The 16,637-nt window shown below is 71.9% G+C and carries 13 protein-coding genes, 1 tRNA gene and 1 riboswitch; of the genes, 7 read left to right on the top strand and 7 right to left on the bottom strand.

Annotation, left to right across the window (positions count from 1 at the left end; all coding sequences use genetic code 11):
• Positions 1-67: 67 nt before the first annotated feature.
• The 3 genes from orn to Q7F20_RS13600 all read left to right on the top strand — a co-directional run bounded on the left by orn (position 68) and on the right by Q7F20_RS13600 (position 1,301).
• Positions 68-694 (top strand): oligoribonuclease, encoded by a 627-nt coding sequence (orn, locus tag Q7F20_RS13610; protein ID WP_305740617.1) that lies wholly within the window; start codon positions 68-70, stop codon positions 692-694.
• A 111-nt stretch (positions 695-805) separates the two neighbouring features.
• Positions 806-881, top strand: a tRNA-His gene (locus tag Q7F20_RS13605).
• 75 nt (positions 882-956) lie between these two features.
• On the top strand, positions 957-1,301 hold the full coding sequence (locus Q7F20_RS13600) for a metallopeptidase family protein (RefSeq protein WP_305740618.1): 345 nt from the start codon (positions 957-959) through the stop codon (positions 1,299-1,301).
• Positions 1,302-1,448: 147 nt separating this feature from the next.
• On the opposite strand, the gene Q7F20_RS13595 is transcribed toward Q7F20_RS13600, so the two are convergent.
• Positions 1,449-2,723 carry an acyl-CoA dehydrogenase family protein gene (locus Q7F20_RS13595; RefSeq protein ID WP_305740616.1) on the bottom strand — a complete coding sequence of 425 codons (1,275 nt, stop codon included), beginning with the start codon at positions 2,721-2,723 and terminating at the stop codon, positions 1,449-1,451.
• Positions 2,720-4,147: an LLM class flavin-dependent oxidoreductase gene (locus Q7F20_RS13590; protein WP_305740615.1), complete on the bottom strand. Its 1,428-nt coding sequence runs from the start codon at positions 4,145-4,147 to the stop codon at positions 2,720-2,722. The genes Q7F20_RS13595 and Q7F20_RS13590 overlap by 4 nt, the downstream gene beginning before the upstream one ends.
• Before the next feature lie 101 nt (positions 4,148-4,248).
• On the opposite strand from Q7F20_RS13590, the gene Q7F20_RS13585 reads away from it, so the two are divergent.
• Positions 4,249-5,607, top strand: a complete 1,359-nt coding sequence (locus tag Q7F20_RS13585) for an MFS transporter (protein ID WP_305740614.1) — start codon at positions 4,249-4,251, stop codon at positions 5,605-5,607.
• Between the two features lie 97 nt (positions 5,608-5,704).
• On the opposite strand, the gene Q7F20_RS13580 is transcribed toward Q7F20_RS13585, so the two are convergent.
• From Q7F20_RS13580 to Q7F20_RS13560, 5 genes are all read right to left on the bottom strand, one after another.
• Complete coding sequence (locus tag Q7F20_RS13580) at positions 5,705-6,241, bottom strand: ATP-binding protein (RefSeq protein WP_305740613.1); 537 nt, start codon at positions 6,239-6,241, stop codon at positions 5,705-5,707.
• A 55-nt stretch (positions 6,242-6,296) separates the two neighbouring features.
• Complete coding sequence (locus tag Q7F20_RS13575; protein WP_305740612.1) at positions 6,297-7,118, bottom strand: energy-coupling factor transporter transmembrane protein EcfT; 822 nt, start codon at positions 7,116-7,118, stop codon at positions 6,297-6,299.
• Positions 7,115-8,764, bottom strand: a complete 1,650-nt coding sequence (locus Q7F20_RS13570; protein ID WP_305740611.1) for an ABC transporter ATP-binding protein — start codon at positions 8,762-8,764, stop codon at positions 7,115-7,117. The genes Q7F20_RS13575 and Q7F20_RS13570 overlap by 4 nt, the downstream gene beginning before the upstream one ends.
• Positions 8,761-9,402, bottom strand: coding sequence for an ECF transporter S component (locus Q7F20_RS13565; protein ID WP_305740610.1), 642 nt, complete (start codon positions 9,400-9,402; stop codon positions 8,761-8,763). Before Q7F20_RS13565 ends, Q7F20_RS13570 begins: the two co-directional genes overlap by 4 nt.
• A riboswitch (TPP riboswitch) is annotated at positions 9,399-9,508 on the bottom strand. It overlaps the preceding gene by 4 nt.
• 100 nt (positions 9,509-9,608) lie before the next feature.
• Positions 9,609-9,932 (bottom strand): hypothetical protein, encoded by a 324-nt coding sequence (locus Q7F20_RS13560; protein WP_305740609.1) that lies wholly within the window; start codon positions 9,930-9,932, stop codon positions 9,609-9,611.
• Between the two features lie 130 nt (positions 9,933-10,062).
• Between Q7F20_RS13560 and glgX the strand changes: the two genes are divergently transcribed.
• From glgX to treZ, 3 genes are read left to right on the top strand one after another with little or no spacing between them, the layout of a single operon-like run.
• A complete protein-coding gene (gene glgX / locus Q7F20_RS13555; protein WP_305740608.1) occupies positions 10,063-12,300 on the top strand; it encodes a glycogen debranching protein GlgX in 2,238 nt (745 codons plus the stop codon).
• Positions 12,297-14,759, top strand: a complete 2,463-nt coding sequence (gene treY, locus Q7F20_RS13550) for a malto-oligosyltrehalose synthase (protein ID WP_305740607.1) — start codon at positions 12,297-12,299, stop codon at positions 14,757-14,759. The genes glgX and treY overlap by 4 nt, the downstream gene beginning before the upstream one ends.
• Complete coding sequence (treZ, locus tag Q7F20_RS13545) at positions 14,756-16,510, top strand: malto-oligosyltrehalose trehalohydrolase (protein ID WP_305740606.1); 1,755 nt, start codon at positions 14,756-14,758, stop codon at positions 16,508-16,510. The genes treY and treZ overlap by 4 nt, the downstream gene beginning before the upstream one ends.
• Positions 16,511-16,637 lie beyond the last annotated feature (127 nt).

Raw genomic sequence — 16,637 nt, 5'->3', positions numbered from 1 at the left:
CGCGCCCACCACCCACCCGACCCGACCGGCACCGGCCCCCGCCCCGCCGCGGAATAGGATCGACACCATGGCAACTGCGAACGACCGCCTCGTCTGGATCGACTGCGAGATGACGGGCCTCGACCTCGAGGTCGACGAACTCGTCGAGGTGGCCGTGGTCATCACCGACTTCGACCTCGTCCCCGTGCACCCCGGCTTCGACATCGTGATCAAGCCCGACCAGTCGGCGCTCGACAACATGAACGAGTTCGTGACGAACATGCACACGACCTCGGGCCTGCTCGAGGAGATCCCGAACGGTGTGAGCCTCGCGGACGCCGAGTACCAGGTGCTCGAGTACATCCTCGAGCACGTCCCGGCCGAGGGCTCCGCTCCCCTCGCAGGCAACACCATCGGCACCGACCGCTCGTTCCTGTCGAAGTACATGCCCCGCGTGGACGGCCACCTCCACTACCGCAGCGTCGACGTGTCGAGCATCAAGGAACTCTGCCGCCGCTGGTTCCCGCGCGTGTACTTCAACGCTCCCGAGAAGCACGGCGGGCACCGGGCCCTCGCGGACATCCTCGAGTCGATCCGCGAGCTCGAGTACTACCGTCGCGCGGGCTTCGTCGCCGAGCCCGGCCCGACCTCGGACGACGTCAAGGCCGTCGCCAACGAGGTCGTCGCCAAGTGGGAGCCGCGGCTCGCGCAGTAGGACAGACCGCCTGCGGCGCATCCAGGAGGCGCGGCTCGCCCCTCGTGGTCCGACCCGCCCCCGGCATGTACTACTATTGAGTGGTCGCGCCGGTCGCCCGGTGTGAACATGGTGGATATAGCTCAGTTGGTAGAGCGCCTGGTTGTGGTCTAGGAGGTCGCGGGTTCGAGACCCGTTATTCACCCCACGAGCGAAGGCCCCGGTCCGTTGGACCGGGGCCTTCGTCGTTCCGCCAGGTTGTTCTGCCACGATCGGACCCGTGATGGAGATGTCCGCCGACGCGTTCGAACAGCTCGTGACCGACGAACTCGACCTGCTGCCCGACGAGATGGTCGACGGACTCGACAACGTGGTGTTCGTCGTCGAGGACGAACCGGAGAACGGCGAGGACCTCTTCGGCGTGTACGACGGCATCGCCGCGACCGAGCGCGGGCAGTACGGTTTCGGCGAGCTCCCGGACCGGATCGTGGTGTTCCGGAAGCCGCACCTCGCCGAGTGCGACACGCTCGACGAGCTCAAGGACGAGGTGCACACCACGCTCGTGCACGAGATCGGGCACTTCTACGGCATCGACGACGAGCGTCTCCACGAGCTCGGCTGGGCGTAGCCGGGCGCGCGCAAGTTCCGGGGTCGGGCCGAGTCTCGCCCCGACGGACACTTTCGTGGCTCTTCGGGCGCGAAACTGTCCGCGGAGCCGAGTCTCGTCGCGGCGGGGCGGCCCGGCGGCGCGGCCCGGCGGCGCGGCCCCGCCCTATCAGAACCGCGTCGGCCCCACCTCGTGGTACTTCTCCCACGCACCCACCGGCCCACGCCCGTGCAGCGCGTACTCCCCCACGAGCCGCTCCTTGTAGACCGCCGGGTTGTGCGACGCCACGACCCGAGCGTTCCGCCAGTGCCGGTCCAGCGCCCTGGTGCGCTCAGCCGCCGAGGCCCCGCCCACCTCGAACAGCTCGGACGCCGCCCGGAGCACCCGAGGCCCGATCTCGATCTGCGCCTGGTAAACCGCGTTCTCGGCGGCGTCCAGCAGTGCGCGGTCGACGCCGTCCCCGGGCACGTTCGTGGCCACGACCCCGTCGAGCAGCCCGGCCGCCGCGACGACGAGCGAACGGGCGGTGAACGCCCCGGCCGACAGACGACCGAGCACGGCGAGCACCTGCGGGTCGTCCCCCGGCCGCGCGGCGTTCGCGTGGATGTACGTCCGGGTCCTCGGCCGCACGAACGCGACGGCGTCGTCGGACACCGCCTGCCCGATGCCGGCGAGGACCGCCAACAGGTACAGCTGGTAGAAGGCCTGGATGTGGGAGAGCGGAGCGTCCCGGTACGCCGACACCACCGAGGGGTCGACCGGCACGCCGTCGAACACCGTGGTGCCGGACGCCGTGAGCCGCTGCCCGAAGCCGTCCCAGTCGTCGATCGAGGTCACCCCGACGGCATCGGTCGGGACCGCGAACGTGACCCGGTCGCCGTCCCGGTCCGCCGCGAGGTAGATCCAGTCCGAGTAGAGCGTCCCCGTCGAGTAGTACTTCGTGCCGTCGAGCCGCAGGGCGTCGCCCTCAGGCGTCACCGTGGTCGAGATGTCGGCGAGCGTCGTCCCGGTCCGCTCCGACGTCGCGTTCCCGATGATCGCGCCGTCGACGATCCGCTGCAGCCACTCGTCCCGTCCGGCCGACGACGGCCGGAGGAGCACCAGCTCGGTGTACCCGAAGTGCCCGCGCCACAGGTGCGCGATGTTCGAGTCCGCAGCGGCGAGGTCGGCCACCAGGTGCACGAGCTCGACGAGCGTCACGCCGAAGCCCCCGCGGTCCTCGGGCACGCGGAGGCGCCCGAACCCGGCATCGGCGAGCGCCCGGACCTCGTCGTGCGGCAGCGAGCGGTCGCCCGGCGTCCCGGAGGCCAGCTCGCGGTCCACGGCACCCTCGCGGATGCGGTCGAACAGCGGCTGGAACCGTGCGCGCAGTTCCGCCAGTCGGTCGACGGGTCCGGCCTGGAGGCGCGGCTCACCCCCGGTGATCTCCGTCGCGCCGGTCATGCGGTGACCTCCACGGCGTCGCGCGCGTCGACCGCGCCGGTGCCGGCAGCGCCGCCCGTGAACGAACCGCGCCACCGCCTCGCCGGGTGCGACTCGGGCAGCTGCGGGTGACCGAAGAGCTTCTCGCGGAGGGTTCCGTCGCGGTACTCGGACTGCATGAGCCCGCGCTCCTGCAGGGTCGGCGCGATGTGGTCGACGAACTCCTCGTAGGAGCCGGGCAGCGTCCAGTTGATGACGTTCACCCCGTCGACCCCGGCGCGCTGCCAGTCGGCGAGCTCGTCGGCGATCTGCTCGGGCGTTCCCACCACGCGGGCGCGGAGCTTGGCGGACAGCCGGGCGAGGTCGGCGATGGTCGGCTCGCGGTCCCCGGCGGCCTCGCGCAGCCACTGCAGGTGCGACTGCCCGGCGTGCGTGCGGACCTCGGACAGCGGGGTGTCGGGGTCGAGCGGTTCGCCGGTGTCCGGGTCGAAGCCGAGGTTCGAGTGCACCAGGAAGCCGTCGGCCGCGAGGTACTCGTCGATCTCCGCCTCCTTCGCCTTCGCCTCGGCCTCGGTGGACCCGGTGACGAACGTCAGGCCGAGGAAGAAGGCGATGTCGTCCCGCCGACGGCCGGAGGCCTCGGCCAGGTCCCGGGTCTCGCGGATGAGCTGCTCGGTCGCGTCCCGGTTCGAGGTGAGGATGAACTGCGCTTCGGCGTTCCGGGCGGCGAAGGCCCGTCCGGCGGGTGACGACCCCGCCTGGAACAGGACGGGGGTCCGCTGCGGCGACGGCGCGCTGAGGTGCGGACCCTGCACGTCGTAGCGCTTCCCGTGGTGGTCGATGCGGTGCACCTTCGACGGGTCCGCGTAGCCGAGGACCGGGTCCTTCAGGACGGCGCCGTCCTCCCACGAGCCCTCCCAGAGCTTCGCGCAGACCTCGAGGTACTCCTCGGCCCAGACGTAGCGCTCGTCGTGCTCCTCGAGCCGGTCGGCTCCGAAGTTCCGGGCCGCGCTGTCCAGGGCGCTCGTGACGACGTTCCAGCCGATGCGCCCGCGCGTGATGTGGTCGAGCGTCGAGACCTTGCGCGCGAAGTCGAACGGGTGCGACTGGATGACGCTCGAGGTGAACGCCAGCCCCAGGTGCTCCGTCGACACGGCGAGTGCGGAGAGCAGCACGGACGGGTCGTTCGACGGGATCTGCAGCCCCTCGCGGAGGTTGGTCGAGTAGTCGCCGCGTCCGGGCCCGTACGTGCCGACGACGTCCGCGAAGAACATCGCGTCGAACTTCCCGCGCTCGAGCGTCTTCGCCAGGTCGGTCCACAGGGTGACGTCGTCGAAGTCCCCTTGGCGCGCCTCGGGGTGGCGCCAGAGGCCGTGCTGGATGTGCGACGTCGTGTTCATGACGAAGGCCGCGAAGCGCAGCGGGCGGTTCGGTGCATCGGTCATGGGGTCCATGTTCCCCGCCGCGGTGACCCGGGAGGACATGACGTGACCCTGCGTTACGCGGGGTGTTCCGCGCGGTGCGTGACGCGACCATGCTCCTGAGGGTGCCGAACTCGACCACCGCAGCCGCGCCTCCAGTCCGTTCCACCGCCCCGTCCACCAACGCGACCCGTCGTCGCGTCGCCCTGGCGTCCTTCGTCGGGACGACCGTGGAGTACTACGACTTCTACCTGTACGCGACGGCCTCCGCGCTCGTGTTCGCGCCGACGTTCTTCCCCTCGGTGACGCCGGCCGTCGGGGTCATCGCGTCGTTCGCGACCTACGGTGTCGGGTTCGTCGCCCGCCCGCTCGGCGGGATCATCGCCGGCCACCTCGGCGACCGGATCGGGCGGAAGAAGCTGCTCGTCGCCTCGCTCGTGCTGATGGGGATCGCGTCGACGCTCATCGGGGTGATCCCGTCCGCGGCGACCATCGGCGTCGGCGCGGTCGTCGCCCTGGTGTTCCTGCGGCTGCTGCAGGGTGTCGCGGCCGGAGCCGAGTGGGGTGGCTCGGCACTGCTGTCCGTCGAGCACGCACCCGAGCGGCACCGTGGCGTGTTCGGGGCGTTCACGCAGATGGGGTCCGCCGGTGGCATGCTCCTCGCGACCGGCGTCTTCACGCTGGTCCGGGCGCTGCTCGGCAACGAGGCGTTCCTGGCGTGGGGCTGGCGGCTGCCGTTCCTGTTCTCGGCGGTGATCGTCGCCGTCGGGCTCGTCATCCGACTCGGTGTGCAGGACGCGCCGGTGTTCCAGGAGCTGCGCGCGTCCGGGAACATCGAACGGTTCCCGGTGTGGCAGGCGATCCGGCGGCACCCGCGGTCGATCCTGGTCACCGCGGGCCTGCGGCTCGTGCAGCCGGCGCTGTACTCGATCCTGACGACCTACTCGCTGACGTACCTGCTCGCCAAGCGCGGCGAGGCGGGGTCGGCGGCCGGACTGCAGGCGGTCCTCGTGATCTCGGCGGTGTCGCTCGTGTCGACACCGTTCTGGGGATGGCTGTCCGACCGGGTCGGCCGACGAGTGCTGACGATCTGGTCGGCGGTGGGGATCGCGGTGCTCATCTGGCCGTTCTTCGCGTTCCTCGACGCTGGGCCGCTCGTCCTGCTGCCGCTCGTGGCGCTGATCGGGATGTGCGTGTTCCACGACAGCATCTACGGGCCCCAGGCAGCGTGGTTCGCCGAGCAGTTCCCGACCGGCCGGCGCTACTCGGGGATGAGCCTCGGGTACCAGATCGGGTCGATCTTCTCGGTCGGGCTCACGCCGTTGCTCGCGGCCGTGTTCGTCGAGCTCGGTGGGGGTTCGCCGTGGATCCTGTGCGGGTACCTCGGTGTGTACGCGGTGCTGTCGATCGTGGCGGCGGTGTTCGCGGTGGACCCGGTGGCGGCGCGGCGGCGGGGTGCGCGGGCCGGTGCGGTCTCGGGTTGAGGTTTCGGGCTGAGCGACACATCACGGGCGCGATCGGCCGTGAACTGTCGCTCGGCGCGTGAACTCGGCGCGCGCCCGCGCCGGGCCGCGCCGGGCACTACGTCCGCAGCAGCACGTCCGCCAGCTCCGCCGGCCGCTCGGCAGCGATGAACGCCGCCTCCTGCGCCGCCCACCGGTCCCACTCCCGCGCGAAGGAGTCGCCGTCGCGCCCGATCGCGCGCTCCCACCGGGTGTCGTCGTCGGCCTCGAGCCACACCCGCAACGAGGCGAGCGGCGCCGAGGCCTCGGACAGGGCACCGCACCCCTCGATCACGATCGGCTGCTCGGGGTCGACGGCGACCCATCTCGCCGGGCGCGACGACCCCCAGTCCCACCGTCGGTACCCGGAGGGTTCCCCGAGGACGTCGTGCACCACGGCCTCCGCGGCGGCCTGCAACCCGTCCCACCCCGGGTAGACGTCGTCGAGGTGCACGATCTGCGCGCCGAGCCGGTCTGCCAGGGAGCCACCGAGCGTCGTCTTCCCGGTGCCGGACCGGCCGTCGACGAGCACGACGAGTCGCGTGCCCGACGCGGTCGCGACCCCGGCCGCCGCAGCAGCGAGCCCCTCCACGAGCGAGTCTCCGAGACCGGCCACGCCGTCCGCGTTGCGCAGGCCGTCAACGCCGCGTGGGCCGCCCTCGCCGCACATCTCAGGCACGCCACGTCCCCACGCCCACGGCCACCGCGATCGCCACGACCCCGATCCCCACGAGCACGCCGACCATCGCCCATTCGGGCCCCGCGAACTGCACGCGCCGCGCCCACGTCCGCCGCCCGGGAGCGCCGAAGCCCCGCGACTCCATCGCCACCGCCAGCGTCGTCGCACGACGCAACGCCAGCACGAGCAGCGCGAACGCCATCGACGCACCACGCCGCAGCCGTCCGGTGTCCGCGACGCCACGGGCACGACGAGCCATGCCGAGCTGTCGCCAGTCGTCCCCGAGGAGCGTCATCATCCGGATCGCCGCGAGCGCTCCGAGCACGAACCGGGCCGGCAGCCGCAGGAGCTGCGCGAGCCCGTCGGCGAGGTCGGTCGGGTCCACCCGCACGGACAACGCCACCGCGGGCAGCCCGATCGCCAGGACACGGAGCGCCGTCGCGAGGGCGAGTCCGAGCGACCCGTCGGTGACGTGCGCGAAGCCGAGGTCGAACCAGGACCGCCCGGAGGGCCGCCCGTACAGCGCGATGCTCAGCGCCGTGAGCGGCACCGCGACCAGCACCGGCGAGGTCCGCAGCAGCAGGGTGCGCGGCGGGATCCGCAGGAGCGGGAGGAGCAGGAGCTCGAGACCGAGCGCGACCGCCGCGGACACGACGTCCAGGCTCAGCACCAGGCACACCCCGAGCGCGAGGACGCCCAGCAACGAGGCCACCGGCTGGACCCCGCGGACGCCCCGTGCACGCGTGGTGCCGTCGGGCGGTCCAGGAGGCGCGGCTCGTCCGGGCAGACCGGCCGCCGGCTGGTGCGCGGTCACCGCTGCACCTCCGTGGCGGGGTCGCGCAGGTCGGCGACCGGCCCGACGGTGGTCGCCCCGGCTGCCCCCGTCACACCGGTCGCCCCCGCCACCCCGGTCGCCCTCGTGGCCCCTGCTGCCCCGAGGACGACCTCGTCCGCATCGAGCGCACGGACGAGGTCGCGGTCGTGCGTGACGGCGACGATCGCGGTGCCGGAGTCGGCGAGCTCGCCGAGCCGGTCCACCACGGCCTGCCAGGTCACCCGGTCCTGACCGGAGGTCGGCTCGTCGAGCACGACGACGGGCGGCCGGGAGGCGATGACCGTCCCGATCGCCAACCGCCGCTGCTCGCCACCGGAGAGCGTGAACGGGTTGGCGTCGGCGAGGTGTCGGAGGCCGAACGCGTCGAGGAGCTCGTCGACCCGGTCGTCGACGTCCGTCGTGCCGAGCACCCGTGGCCCGACGGCCAGTTCCTCGCGCACGGTGCGGGCGACGAACTGGTGTTCGGGGTCCTGGAACACCGTGCCGATCCGCCCGGCCAGCTGTCTGCTCGTCCACGCGGCAGGGGCGTCACCGATGCCGTCGGCGAGGACCGTGGATGCGCGGAGGGAACCCGCGGCGGGTCGCAGCAGCCCGGCGAGCGTGAGGCCGAGCGTCGACTTGCCGACGCCGTTCGGCCCCGTGACCGCGAGGACCCGGCCGGCCCGGACGTCGAGGTCGATCCCGCTCCCGACCGGCTGCCGCTTGCCCCGGGCCGTCCCGAGCCCGCGCGCCGCGAGCAGCACCGGGTCCCGGTCGCCGAGCGGGCGGAATCCGTCCGGGCTCCCGCCCTCGCCGCGACCCATTTCGCCCGCTCGCTCGGGGACGCGGGTGCCCCGGCGGGCCGAACCCCGCTCCGGCTCGGCCCCCGGGACCCAGACGCCGGCTGCCGTCAGCGCCGCACCGTGCTCCGCCAGGACCCGCTCCGGCGCTCCGTCGGCGACGACACCCCCGGCCGGCTCCAGCAGCACGAGTCGGTCGACCAGGTCCAGCCAGGTGCCGATCCGGTGCTCGACGACGAGCAGGGTCGCCCCCGTGGAGTCGAGCAGCGCCCGCACCGCGTCGTGGACCTGCACCACCCCTGCCGGGTCGAGGTTGGCGCAGGGCTCGTCGAGCACGAGGGCTCCGGGGTGCATGGCCAGCACGCCGGCGAGCGCCAGCCGCTGCCGTTGCCCGCCGGACAGCATCGTGGTGGACCGGTCGAGCGGCAGGTCGAGCCCGACGACGTCGAGCGCCGCGCGGACCCGCTGCCAGATCTCGTCCCGGAGGACACCGGTGTTCTCGCAGCCGAAGGCAACGTCGTCGCCGATGCGGGACATCACCGTGTGCGCCTCGGGGTCCTGCATGACGAGCCCGACGCGTCCGCGGGCGGCCCGCGGTTCGGCACCGTCGACGAGGACCGACCCCTGGACGGCGGCCGCGGTGTCGTCGGCGGCGTCCGGTTCGTCCGGGAGCACCGCCGCGACCGCCCGCAGGAGCGTCGACTTGCCCGCGCCCGAGGGACCGACGATCGCGACCCGCTCCCCCGGCTCGACGGTCAGGTCGACGCCGCGGACGGCCCATGCGTCGCGTTCCGCGTACCGCCAACCCCAGTCGGAGAAGGTGATCCGCGCGGCCCTGCCGGTCACGCGACGGGACGAGGACCGCGCCTGGCGTGTTCGCGTCCCGCGGCGAACGAGGACAGGACCCCGGTGGCGGCGAGCGCTCGGACGAGCAGCCACGAGCCGAGGCCCGCGATCAGCACACCGGAGACGATCGCCGAGATGACGTACACGACCTTGAACGCGAGGTCGAGTCCCGGGTACCAGAGCACCGTGTCGTTCAGCCCGAGGGCCAATCCGGCCGCGGCGCCGGCGAGCATGACCACCGGCAGGCGGTACACGCGGTACAGGAAGAGCGCGAGCACCAGCTCGGCGCCGAGGCCCTGGACGAGACCGGCCTCGAGCGTGAGCCAGCCCCACTGCGTCCCGAGGAGCGCCTCGACCGAGGCGGCGACCATCTCGGCGTAGAGCGCCGCACCGGGCTTGCGGACGATGATCGCGACGACGGGCCCGGCGAGCAGCCACACCCCGCCGAACAGCGCCTGCGTCCCCGGCAGCACGAGTGCCATCACGGCGCTGATCGGCTCGTAGCCGAACTCCCAGAGCTTGAAGACGACACCGATCGCGACGGCGAGCACGCTCGCGACGACGATGTCGACGACCCGCCAGCGCAGGGAGCGCCGGACGGGCGTGGACGGAACAGCAGTTGACGTGCCTGTGGACATGGTCGAGGACTCCTCCCTGCGCCGGCATGATCCGGATCAGGTTCGACGGTCGGAGCGCCAGTCGCTCCCTCTCAGCCCGGCGATCCCGGACTCCCGTGTGTGTCCCGTCAGTCTAGACGCGGTCGCGACCACGTGACACGACGCGACCATGTGACGGACTGGAGGCGCATCGCGGGCCCGCACCGCGCCTCCAGTCCGTCAGTGGGTCACTTCTTGAGGACGCGGACCAGTTTGCGCAGGACGGTGCCGGTGACCCAGATGACCGGGACGCTCACCGCGAGGAGGGAGATCAGGTTCGGCTCGAACTCGAGGTCCTTGCCGGGGCGTCGGACGTACGCGCCGATCGGGACGGAGACGGCACCGCCGCCGCCACCACCGTTGTCGTCGCCGTCCCCGCCGCCGCCGAAGCCGAACCAGCCGAGGGACACCGGGATGAGGGTCTGGTCGCCCACCTCGACCGGCTCCCCGTAGTTCGTGGACACGCCGACGGGGCGTACCTTCTCTGCGATCTGCGTGACGATGTTGGCCATGCGCGCGAGGCTACTCGCCCGTTCCTCCACAGGCGGCCCGGCCAGCGCATTCCCTCCACGGCTGGGGCTTGTCTGCGGACGCGGTCGACTCGCGCCGATATGTTGGCGGGACCCACACCTGGAGGACCGTTTGCACACCTGGCCCGGCAACCCGTACCCGCTCGGGGCGACCTACGACGGGAGCGGCACGAACTTCGCGCTCTTCAGCGAGGTCGCCGAACGCGTGGAGCTCTGTCTCTTCGACGACGACGGGAACGAACAGTGCATCGACCTCGTCGAGGTCGATGCGTACGTGTGGCACGCGTACCTGCCGAACGTCGGCCCCGGCCAGCAGTACGGCTTCCGGGTGCACGGCGAGTACGCCCCCGAGAAGGGGCTGCGCGCGAACCCGAACAAGCTCCTCCTCGACCCGTACGCCAAGGCGACCAGTGGCGACATCGACTGGGACCAGGCGCTCTTCTCGTACACGTTCGGCGACCCCGACTCGACGGACGACCAGGACTCGGCACCGCACATGATGAAGGGCGTGGTCATCAACCCGTTCTTCGACTGGCAGGGTGACCGGGCACCCCGCATCCCCTACGGCGAGACGGTCATCTACGAGGCGCACGTCAAGGGCCTCACCGAGACCCACCCCGACGTGCCCGAGGAACAGCGCGGCACCTACGCGGGTGTCGCGCACCCGGCCGTGATCGCGCACCTGCAGCGGCTCGGCGTCACGACGCTCGAGCTCATGCCCGTGCACCAGTTCGTCAACGACTCGACCCTGCAGGAGAAAGGGCTGTCGAACTACTGGGGCTACAACACGATCGGGTTCTTCGCGCCGCACTCGCACTACTCGTCCTCGGGCGACCACGGACAGCAGGTGCAGGAGTTCAAGGCAATGGTGCGCGAGCTGCACCGCGCCGGCATCGAGGTCGTCCTCGACGTCGTCTACAACCACACGGCCGAGGGCAACCACCTCGGACCGACGCTGTCCTTCCGCGGCATCGACAACGCCGCCTACTACCGCCTCGTCGAGGACGACAAGCGGTACTACATGGACACCACCGGCACGGGCAACTCGCTCAACGTCGGGCACCCGCACTCGCTGCAGCTCATCATGGACTCGCTGCGCTACTGGGTCACCGAGATGCACGTCGACGGGTTCCGCTTCGACCTCGCGGCGGCCCTGGCTCGTGAGTTCTACGAGGTGGACCGGCTGGCGGCCTTCTTCGAACTGGTGCAGCAGGACCCGATCGTCTCGCAGGTGAAGCTCATCGCCGAACCGTGGGACGTCGGACCCGGTGGCTACCAGGTGGGCAACTTCCCGCCGCAGTGGTCCGAGTGGAACGGCAAGTACCGTGACACCGTCCGCGACTTCTGGCGGGGCGAGCCCTCCACCCTCGGCGAGTTCGCGTCCCGGATCTCGGGCTCGGCCGACCTCTACGAGCACGACGGCCGCACCCCGAAGGCGAGCATCAACTTCATCACGGCGCACGACGGCTTCACGCTGTACGACCTCGTCGCCTACAACGAGAAGCACAACGAGGCCAACGGCGAGGACAACAACGACGGCGAGAGCCACAACCGGTCGTGGAACTCCGGCGCCGAGGGACCGACCGACGACGAGTCGATCAACGCCCTGCGGCTGCAGCGTCGACGGAACTTCCTCGCGACGCTGCTGCTCAGCCAGGGCGTGCCGATGATCGCCCACGGCGACGAGCTCGGACGCACCCAGTCCGGCAACAACAACGTCTACGCGCAGGACTCCGCCCTGAGCTGGATCGACTGGGACGCCGCGGACGACGACCTCATCCAGTTCACCGCCGACCTCGTGAAGCTCCGGCACGACCACCCGACCTTCCGCCGCACGCGCTACTTCAACGGGCGTCCGGTCCGCCGCGGTCAGGACGAGCCCCTGCCGGACGTCGTGTGGCTCACGCCCTCGGGCGACGCCATGGAGCCCGAGGACTGGGACTCCGGCTTCGGCAAGAGCGTCGGCATGTACCTCAACGGCAACGGCATCCGCGGGCGCGATTCCCGGGGTGAGCGAGTGACCGACGTCGCCTTCATCACGTACTACAACGCACACGACGACACCGTGACCTTCACGCTCCCACCAGAGGAGTACTCCCCCGGGTGGACGGTGCGGATCGACACCGCCCAGCCCGGCGCCCGCGACGAGGTCCTCGACGCCGGCACGCCGCTCGACGTCCCGGCACGGTCCATGATCGTGCTGCGCGCCGAGCCCGAGCACGAGGTCACGGTGACCCCGGTCGACACCGACTCCTCACGACCGGCCACGGCGGCTCCGCAGGACGCCGTCACGCCCGTGAACCCGGCCGGTGTCACGGCTCCGTCCGCCACGAGCGGGGGCCAGCAGTGACCGGCCGCCGGGTACCCACGTCGACCTACCGGCTGCAGGTCACGCCGGACTTCGACCTGACGGCTGCGCGCGACGTCGTCGACTACGTGCGCGACCTCGGCGCGGACTGGCTCTACCTGTCGCCCGTCCTCCAGGCCGAGCCCGGGTCCCAGCACGGGTACGACGTCGTCGACCACGGCCACGTGGACACCGAACGCGGCGGGGACGAGGCGCTCCGGGCCCTCGCCGACGCCGCCCACGCCGTCGGCCTGGGCGTCCTCGTCGACGTCGTGCCGAACCACGTCGGTGTCGCCACGCCCGAGGTGAACCCGTGGTGGTGGTCCGTGCTCGAGCACGGGCAGGAGTCACCCGTCGCCTGGGCGTTCGACGTCGACTGGGACGCCGGGGACGGCAAGCTCCGCGTCCCCGTGCTCGACGACCGGCTGCTCGACGCCGTCGAACTGCGTGACGGCCGGCTGTACCTGGGCGACACCGCGTACCCCACCGCGCCGGGCACCGTCCACGACGGCGACACGGTGGCCGACGTCCACGCTCGACAGCACTACGAGTTCGTGCACTGGAAGCGCGCCGACCACGAGTTGAACTACCGGCGCTTCTTCGCGGTGAACACGCTCGCGGCGATCCGGGTCGAGGAACCCGAGGTCTTCGCGGCGTCCCACGGCACGATCGGCACGTGGTTCCGCGACGGCCTCGTCGACGGACTCCGCATCGACCACCCCGACGGGCTGTACGACCCGGCCGGGTACCTGCAGGACCTCGCGGGCCTGACCGGCGGCGCGTACACGCTCGTCGAGAAGATCCTCGAGCCCGGCGAGGAACTGCCCTCGAGCTGGCCCGTCGACGGCACCACCGGCTACGACGCCCTCGGGGTGCTCGACCGCGTGTTCGTCGACCCCGCCGGCGAGGAGTCGCTGACCGCGGCGTCCGGGTCCGAGCCGACCGACTGGCGGCAGCTGACGCACGACACCCGCCGGGGCATCGCGGACGGCATCCTCGGGAGCGAGGTCGAGCGGCTCGCGCGGCTGCTCGCCCCCGGTACCGGCAGTGCCGCCGCCGAACCGATCCCCCACGAACGACTCGTCGACGCCGTGGCCGAGATCGTCGCCTCGTTCGACGTGTACCGCACCTACCTGCCCGAGGGCGCACACCACCTCATCGACGCCCTCGAGCGTGCGGCGTCGGCACGACCGGACCTCGACGACGTCATCGACCGGATCGCCCCGGCGTTGGTCGACCCCGCGAACGCCGCGGCGATCCGACTACAGCAGACGAGCGGCATGGTGATGGCGAAGGGCGTCGAGGACACCGCGTTCTACCGGACGTCCCGCCTGACCTCCCTGAGCGAGGTCGGCGGCGACCCGAGCGTGTTCTCGGTGTCGGTGCGCGACTTCCACCAGGCGCAGCGCGACCGGCTCGGCAGCTGGCCGCACACGATGACGACCCTCACGACCCACGACACCAAGCGCAGCGAGGACACCCGCGCACGCATCGCGGTGCTCGCCGAGCTCGGGCACGAGTGGGCCGCCGTGCTGGAACGCCTGCAGTCTCTCGCCCCGCTCGAGGACGCCGTGCTGGCCGACCTGCTCTGGCAGGCGATCGTCGGCGCGCGTCCCGCCAGCCGGGAGCGTCTGCACGCCTACGCCGAGAAGGCCTCGCGCGAGGCCGGTGACAGCACGACCTGGACGGCTCCGGACGAGGACTTCGAGCAGCGCATGCACGCGCTCGTCGACGCCGCGTTCGACGACCCGGCCGTGGTCGCCGTGCTCGATGCGCTCGACGAACGGATCGACGCCGCCGGGTGGTCGAACGGCCTCGGGCAGAAGCTCGTGCAGCTGACCGCTCCCGGTGTGCCGGACGTGTACCAGGGCACCGAGTTCTGGGACCGGTCGCTCGTCGACCCGGACAACCGCCGACCGGTGGACTACACCGAGCGGCGGCACGTCCTGGCCGAACTCGACGGCCCGGACGACGACGGCCCGGAACGGCTCCCCGTCGTCGGGCTCGACGGGGCCGCGAAGCTCCTGGTGACCAGTCGTGCGCTCCGTGTGCGACGCGACAACCCGGAGCTCTTCACCCGCTACCTCGCGCTCGAGGCCACCGGCAGCGCCGCGGACCACGTCGTCGCGTTCGACCGCGGCGGCGCGATCACGATCGCAACGCGCCTGCCGATCGGGCTCGACCGGGTCGGCGGATGGGGCGACACCCTCGTGCACGCCGTGCCCACGGACCGCGTCGACCTGCTCACCGGTCGGAGTGTCCCGGCGGGACGTGGCATCGCGCTCGCCGACCTGCTCACCGACTACCCCGTCGCGCTGCTCGTCCCCGCGCACGTGGCCGAGGCGACGGACCACGGCACGGAGACCCGTGCCGACAGCGGGGCGCCCGCGGACAGCGGCGCAGGCCCTGCCGGCGAGTCCGACGCGCAGGCCGAGATCGACATCCTGGAGGGCCACGCATGACCGCACCCGACCGCTACGCCGTGTGGGCACCGACACCGGAGCGCGTGCGCCTCGTGGTCGACGGCACCGAGTACCCGCTCACGCGCGGAGCCGACGACTGGTGGACGACCGATGCGATCGCTCCGGTCGTCGGCGCCCGCTACGGCTTCCGCATCGGCGACGACGACGCCGTGCGGCCCGATCCGCGCAGCCGCTTCCAGCCCGAGGGCGTGCACGGCCTCTCCGAGGTCGTCGAGCCCGAGCGGTTCTCGTGGACGGACGACGCGTGGACCGGGCGTCCGGCACGCGGTGGCGTGATCTACGAGATGCACGTCGGTACGTACACGCCCGAGGGCACGCTCGACGCAGCCGCCGCGAAGCTCGACCACCTCGTCGAGCTCGGCGTGGAGTTCGTCGAGCTCCTGCCCGTCAACGCGGTGAACGGCGAGTGGAACTGGGGCTACGACGGCGTCGGTTGGTTCGCGGTGCACGCCCCGTACGGCGGCCCGGACGCCTACGACCGCTTCGTGGACCGTGCGCACGCGCTCGGCCTCGGGGTCATCCAGGACGTCGTGTACAACCACCTCGGGCCGAGCGGCAACTACCTGCCGCTGTACGGGCCGTACCTGCTCGAGGGCCTCGGCAACACGTGGGGCGACTCCGTGAACGTGGAACACCCCGAGGTCCGTCGGTACGTGCTCGACAACGTGCGGATGTGGTTCCGCGACCACCACGTCGACGGGCTCCGGCTCGACGCCGTGCACGCCCTGCGGGACACCACCCGGCCGCACCTGCTGCAGGCGATGGCCTCCGAGACGGACGCGTACTCCGCCTTCGTCGGGCGACCGCTCTCGCTCGTCGCGGAGTCCGACCTCAACGACCCGGTCATGTTCCGCCCACGAGAGGCGTCGGGCTACGGGCTCGCCGGGCAGTGGTCGGACGATTTCCACCACGCGGTCCACGTCGCGCTGACCGGTGAGACGAACGGCTACTACGCCGACTTCGCACCGCTCTCCGCGCTGGCGAAGGTCCTCGAGCACGGGTTCTTCCACGACGGCACGTGGTCGTCGTTCCGGCGGAAGCGGCACGGGCGACCGATCGACCGCGGGACCTCACCGACGACGGCGCTCGTCGTGGCGAACCAGAACCACGACCAGATCGGCAACCGTGCCACGGGCGACCGTCTGGCGGCGACCGTGAGCGACGAGGGACTGGTGATCGCAGCAGCCCTGACGTTGCTCGGCCCCTTCACGCCGATGCTCTTCATGGGCGAGGAGTTCGCGGCCTCGACCCCGTGGCAGTTCTTCACGTCGCACCCCGAACCCGAGCTCGGCAAGGCCACCGCCGAGGGCCGGATCAAGGAGTTCGCCGAACACGGCTGGGACGAGTCGGCCGTGCCCGACCCGCAGGACCCGACGACGTTCACGAACTCGAAGCTCGACTGGTCGAACGTCGAGTCGGAGCGCGGCGCGGCGATCCTCCGGGCGTACAGGGTGCTCGTCGCACTCCGGCGTACCGATCAGGCCTTCGTCGACCACCGCTACGAGGCGAACGCCGTGCGCTTCAGCGAGGACCGGCGCTGGCTCGTGCTGACGCGCGGGCTGCTCGGCCCGGACGCCCGGCCGGTGCACGTCGTGGTGAACTTCCTCGACGACGCGGCCGAGGTGCCCGTGCCCGGTGCCACCGGCGAGGAGCTCTACCGGTTCGGCGAGGCCGACGTCGCGACCGACTGCGTCCGCTTCACCGGGCGCGGGGTGGTCGTCCTGCGCTGACCGCCCCGCGACGCTCCGAACGGCCCGTGGCGACCCCGCCGCGGGCCGTTCGTCCGTCCGCCGCCCGGTGCGCGAGCGGGCGCGGACGCGGACGCCCGGCCCCACCGCCGGGCGCGGGAGCGATGAC

The sequence above is a fragment of the Curtobacterium sp. A7_M15 genome, assembly GCF_030705415.1.
In the GTDB taxonomy this organism is placed as follows: Bacteria; Actinomycetota; Actinomycetes; order Actinomycetales; family Microbacteriaceae; genus Curtobacterium.
This window is presented reverse-complemented; position numbering and strand designations above follow the sequence as displayed.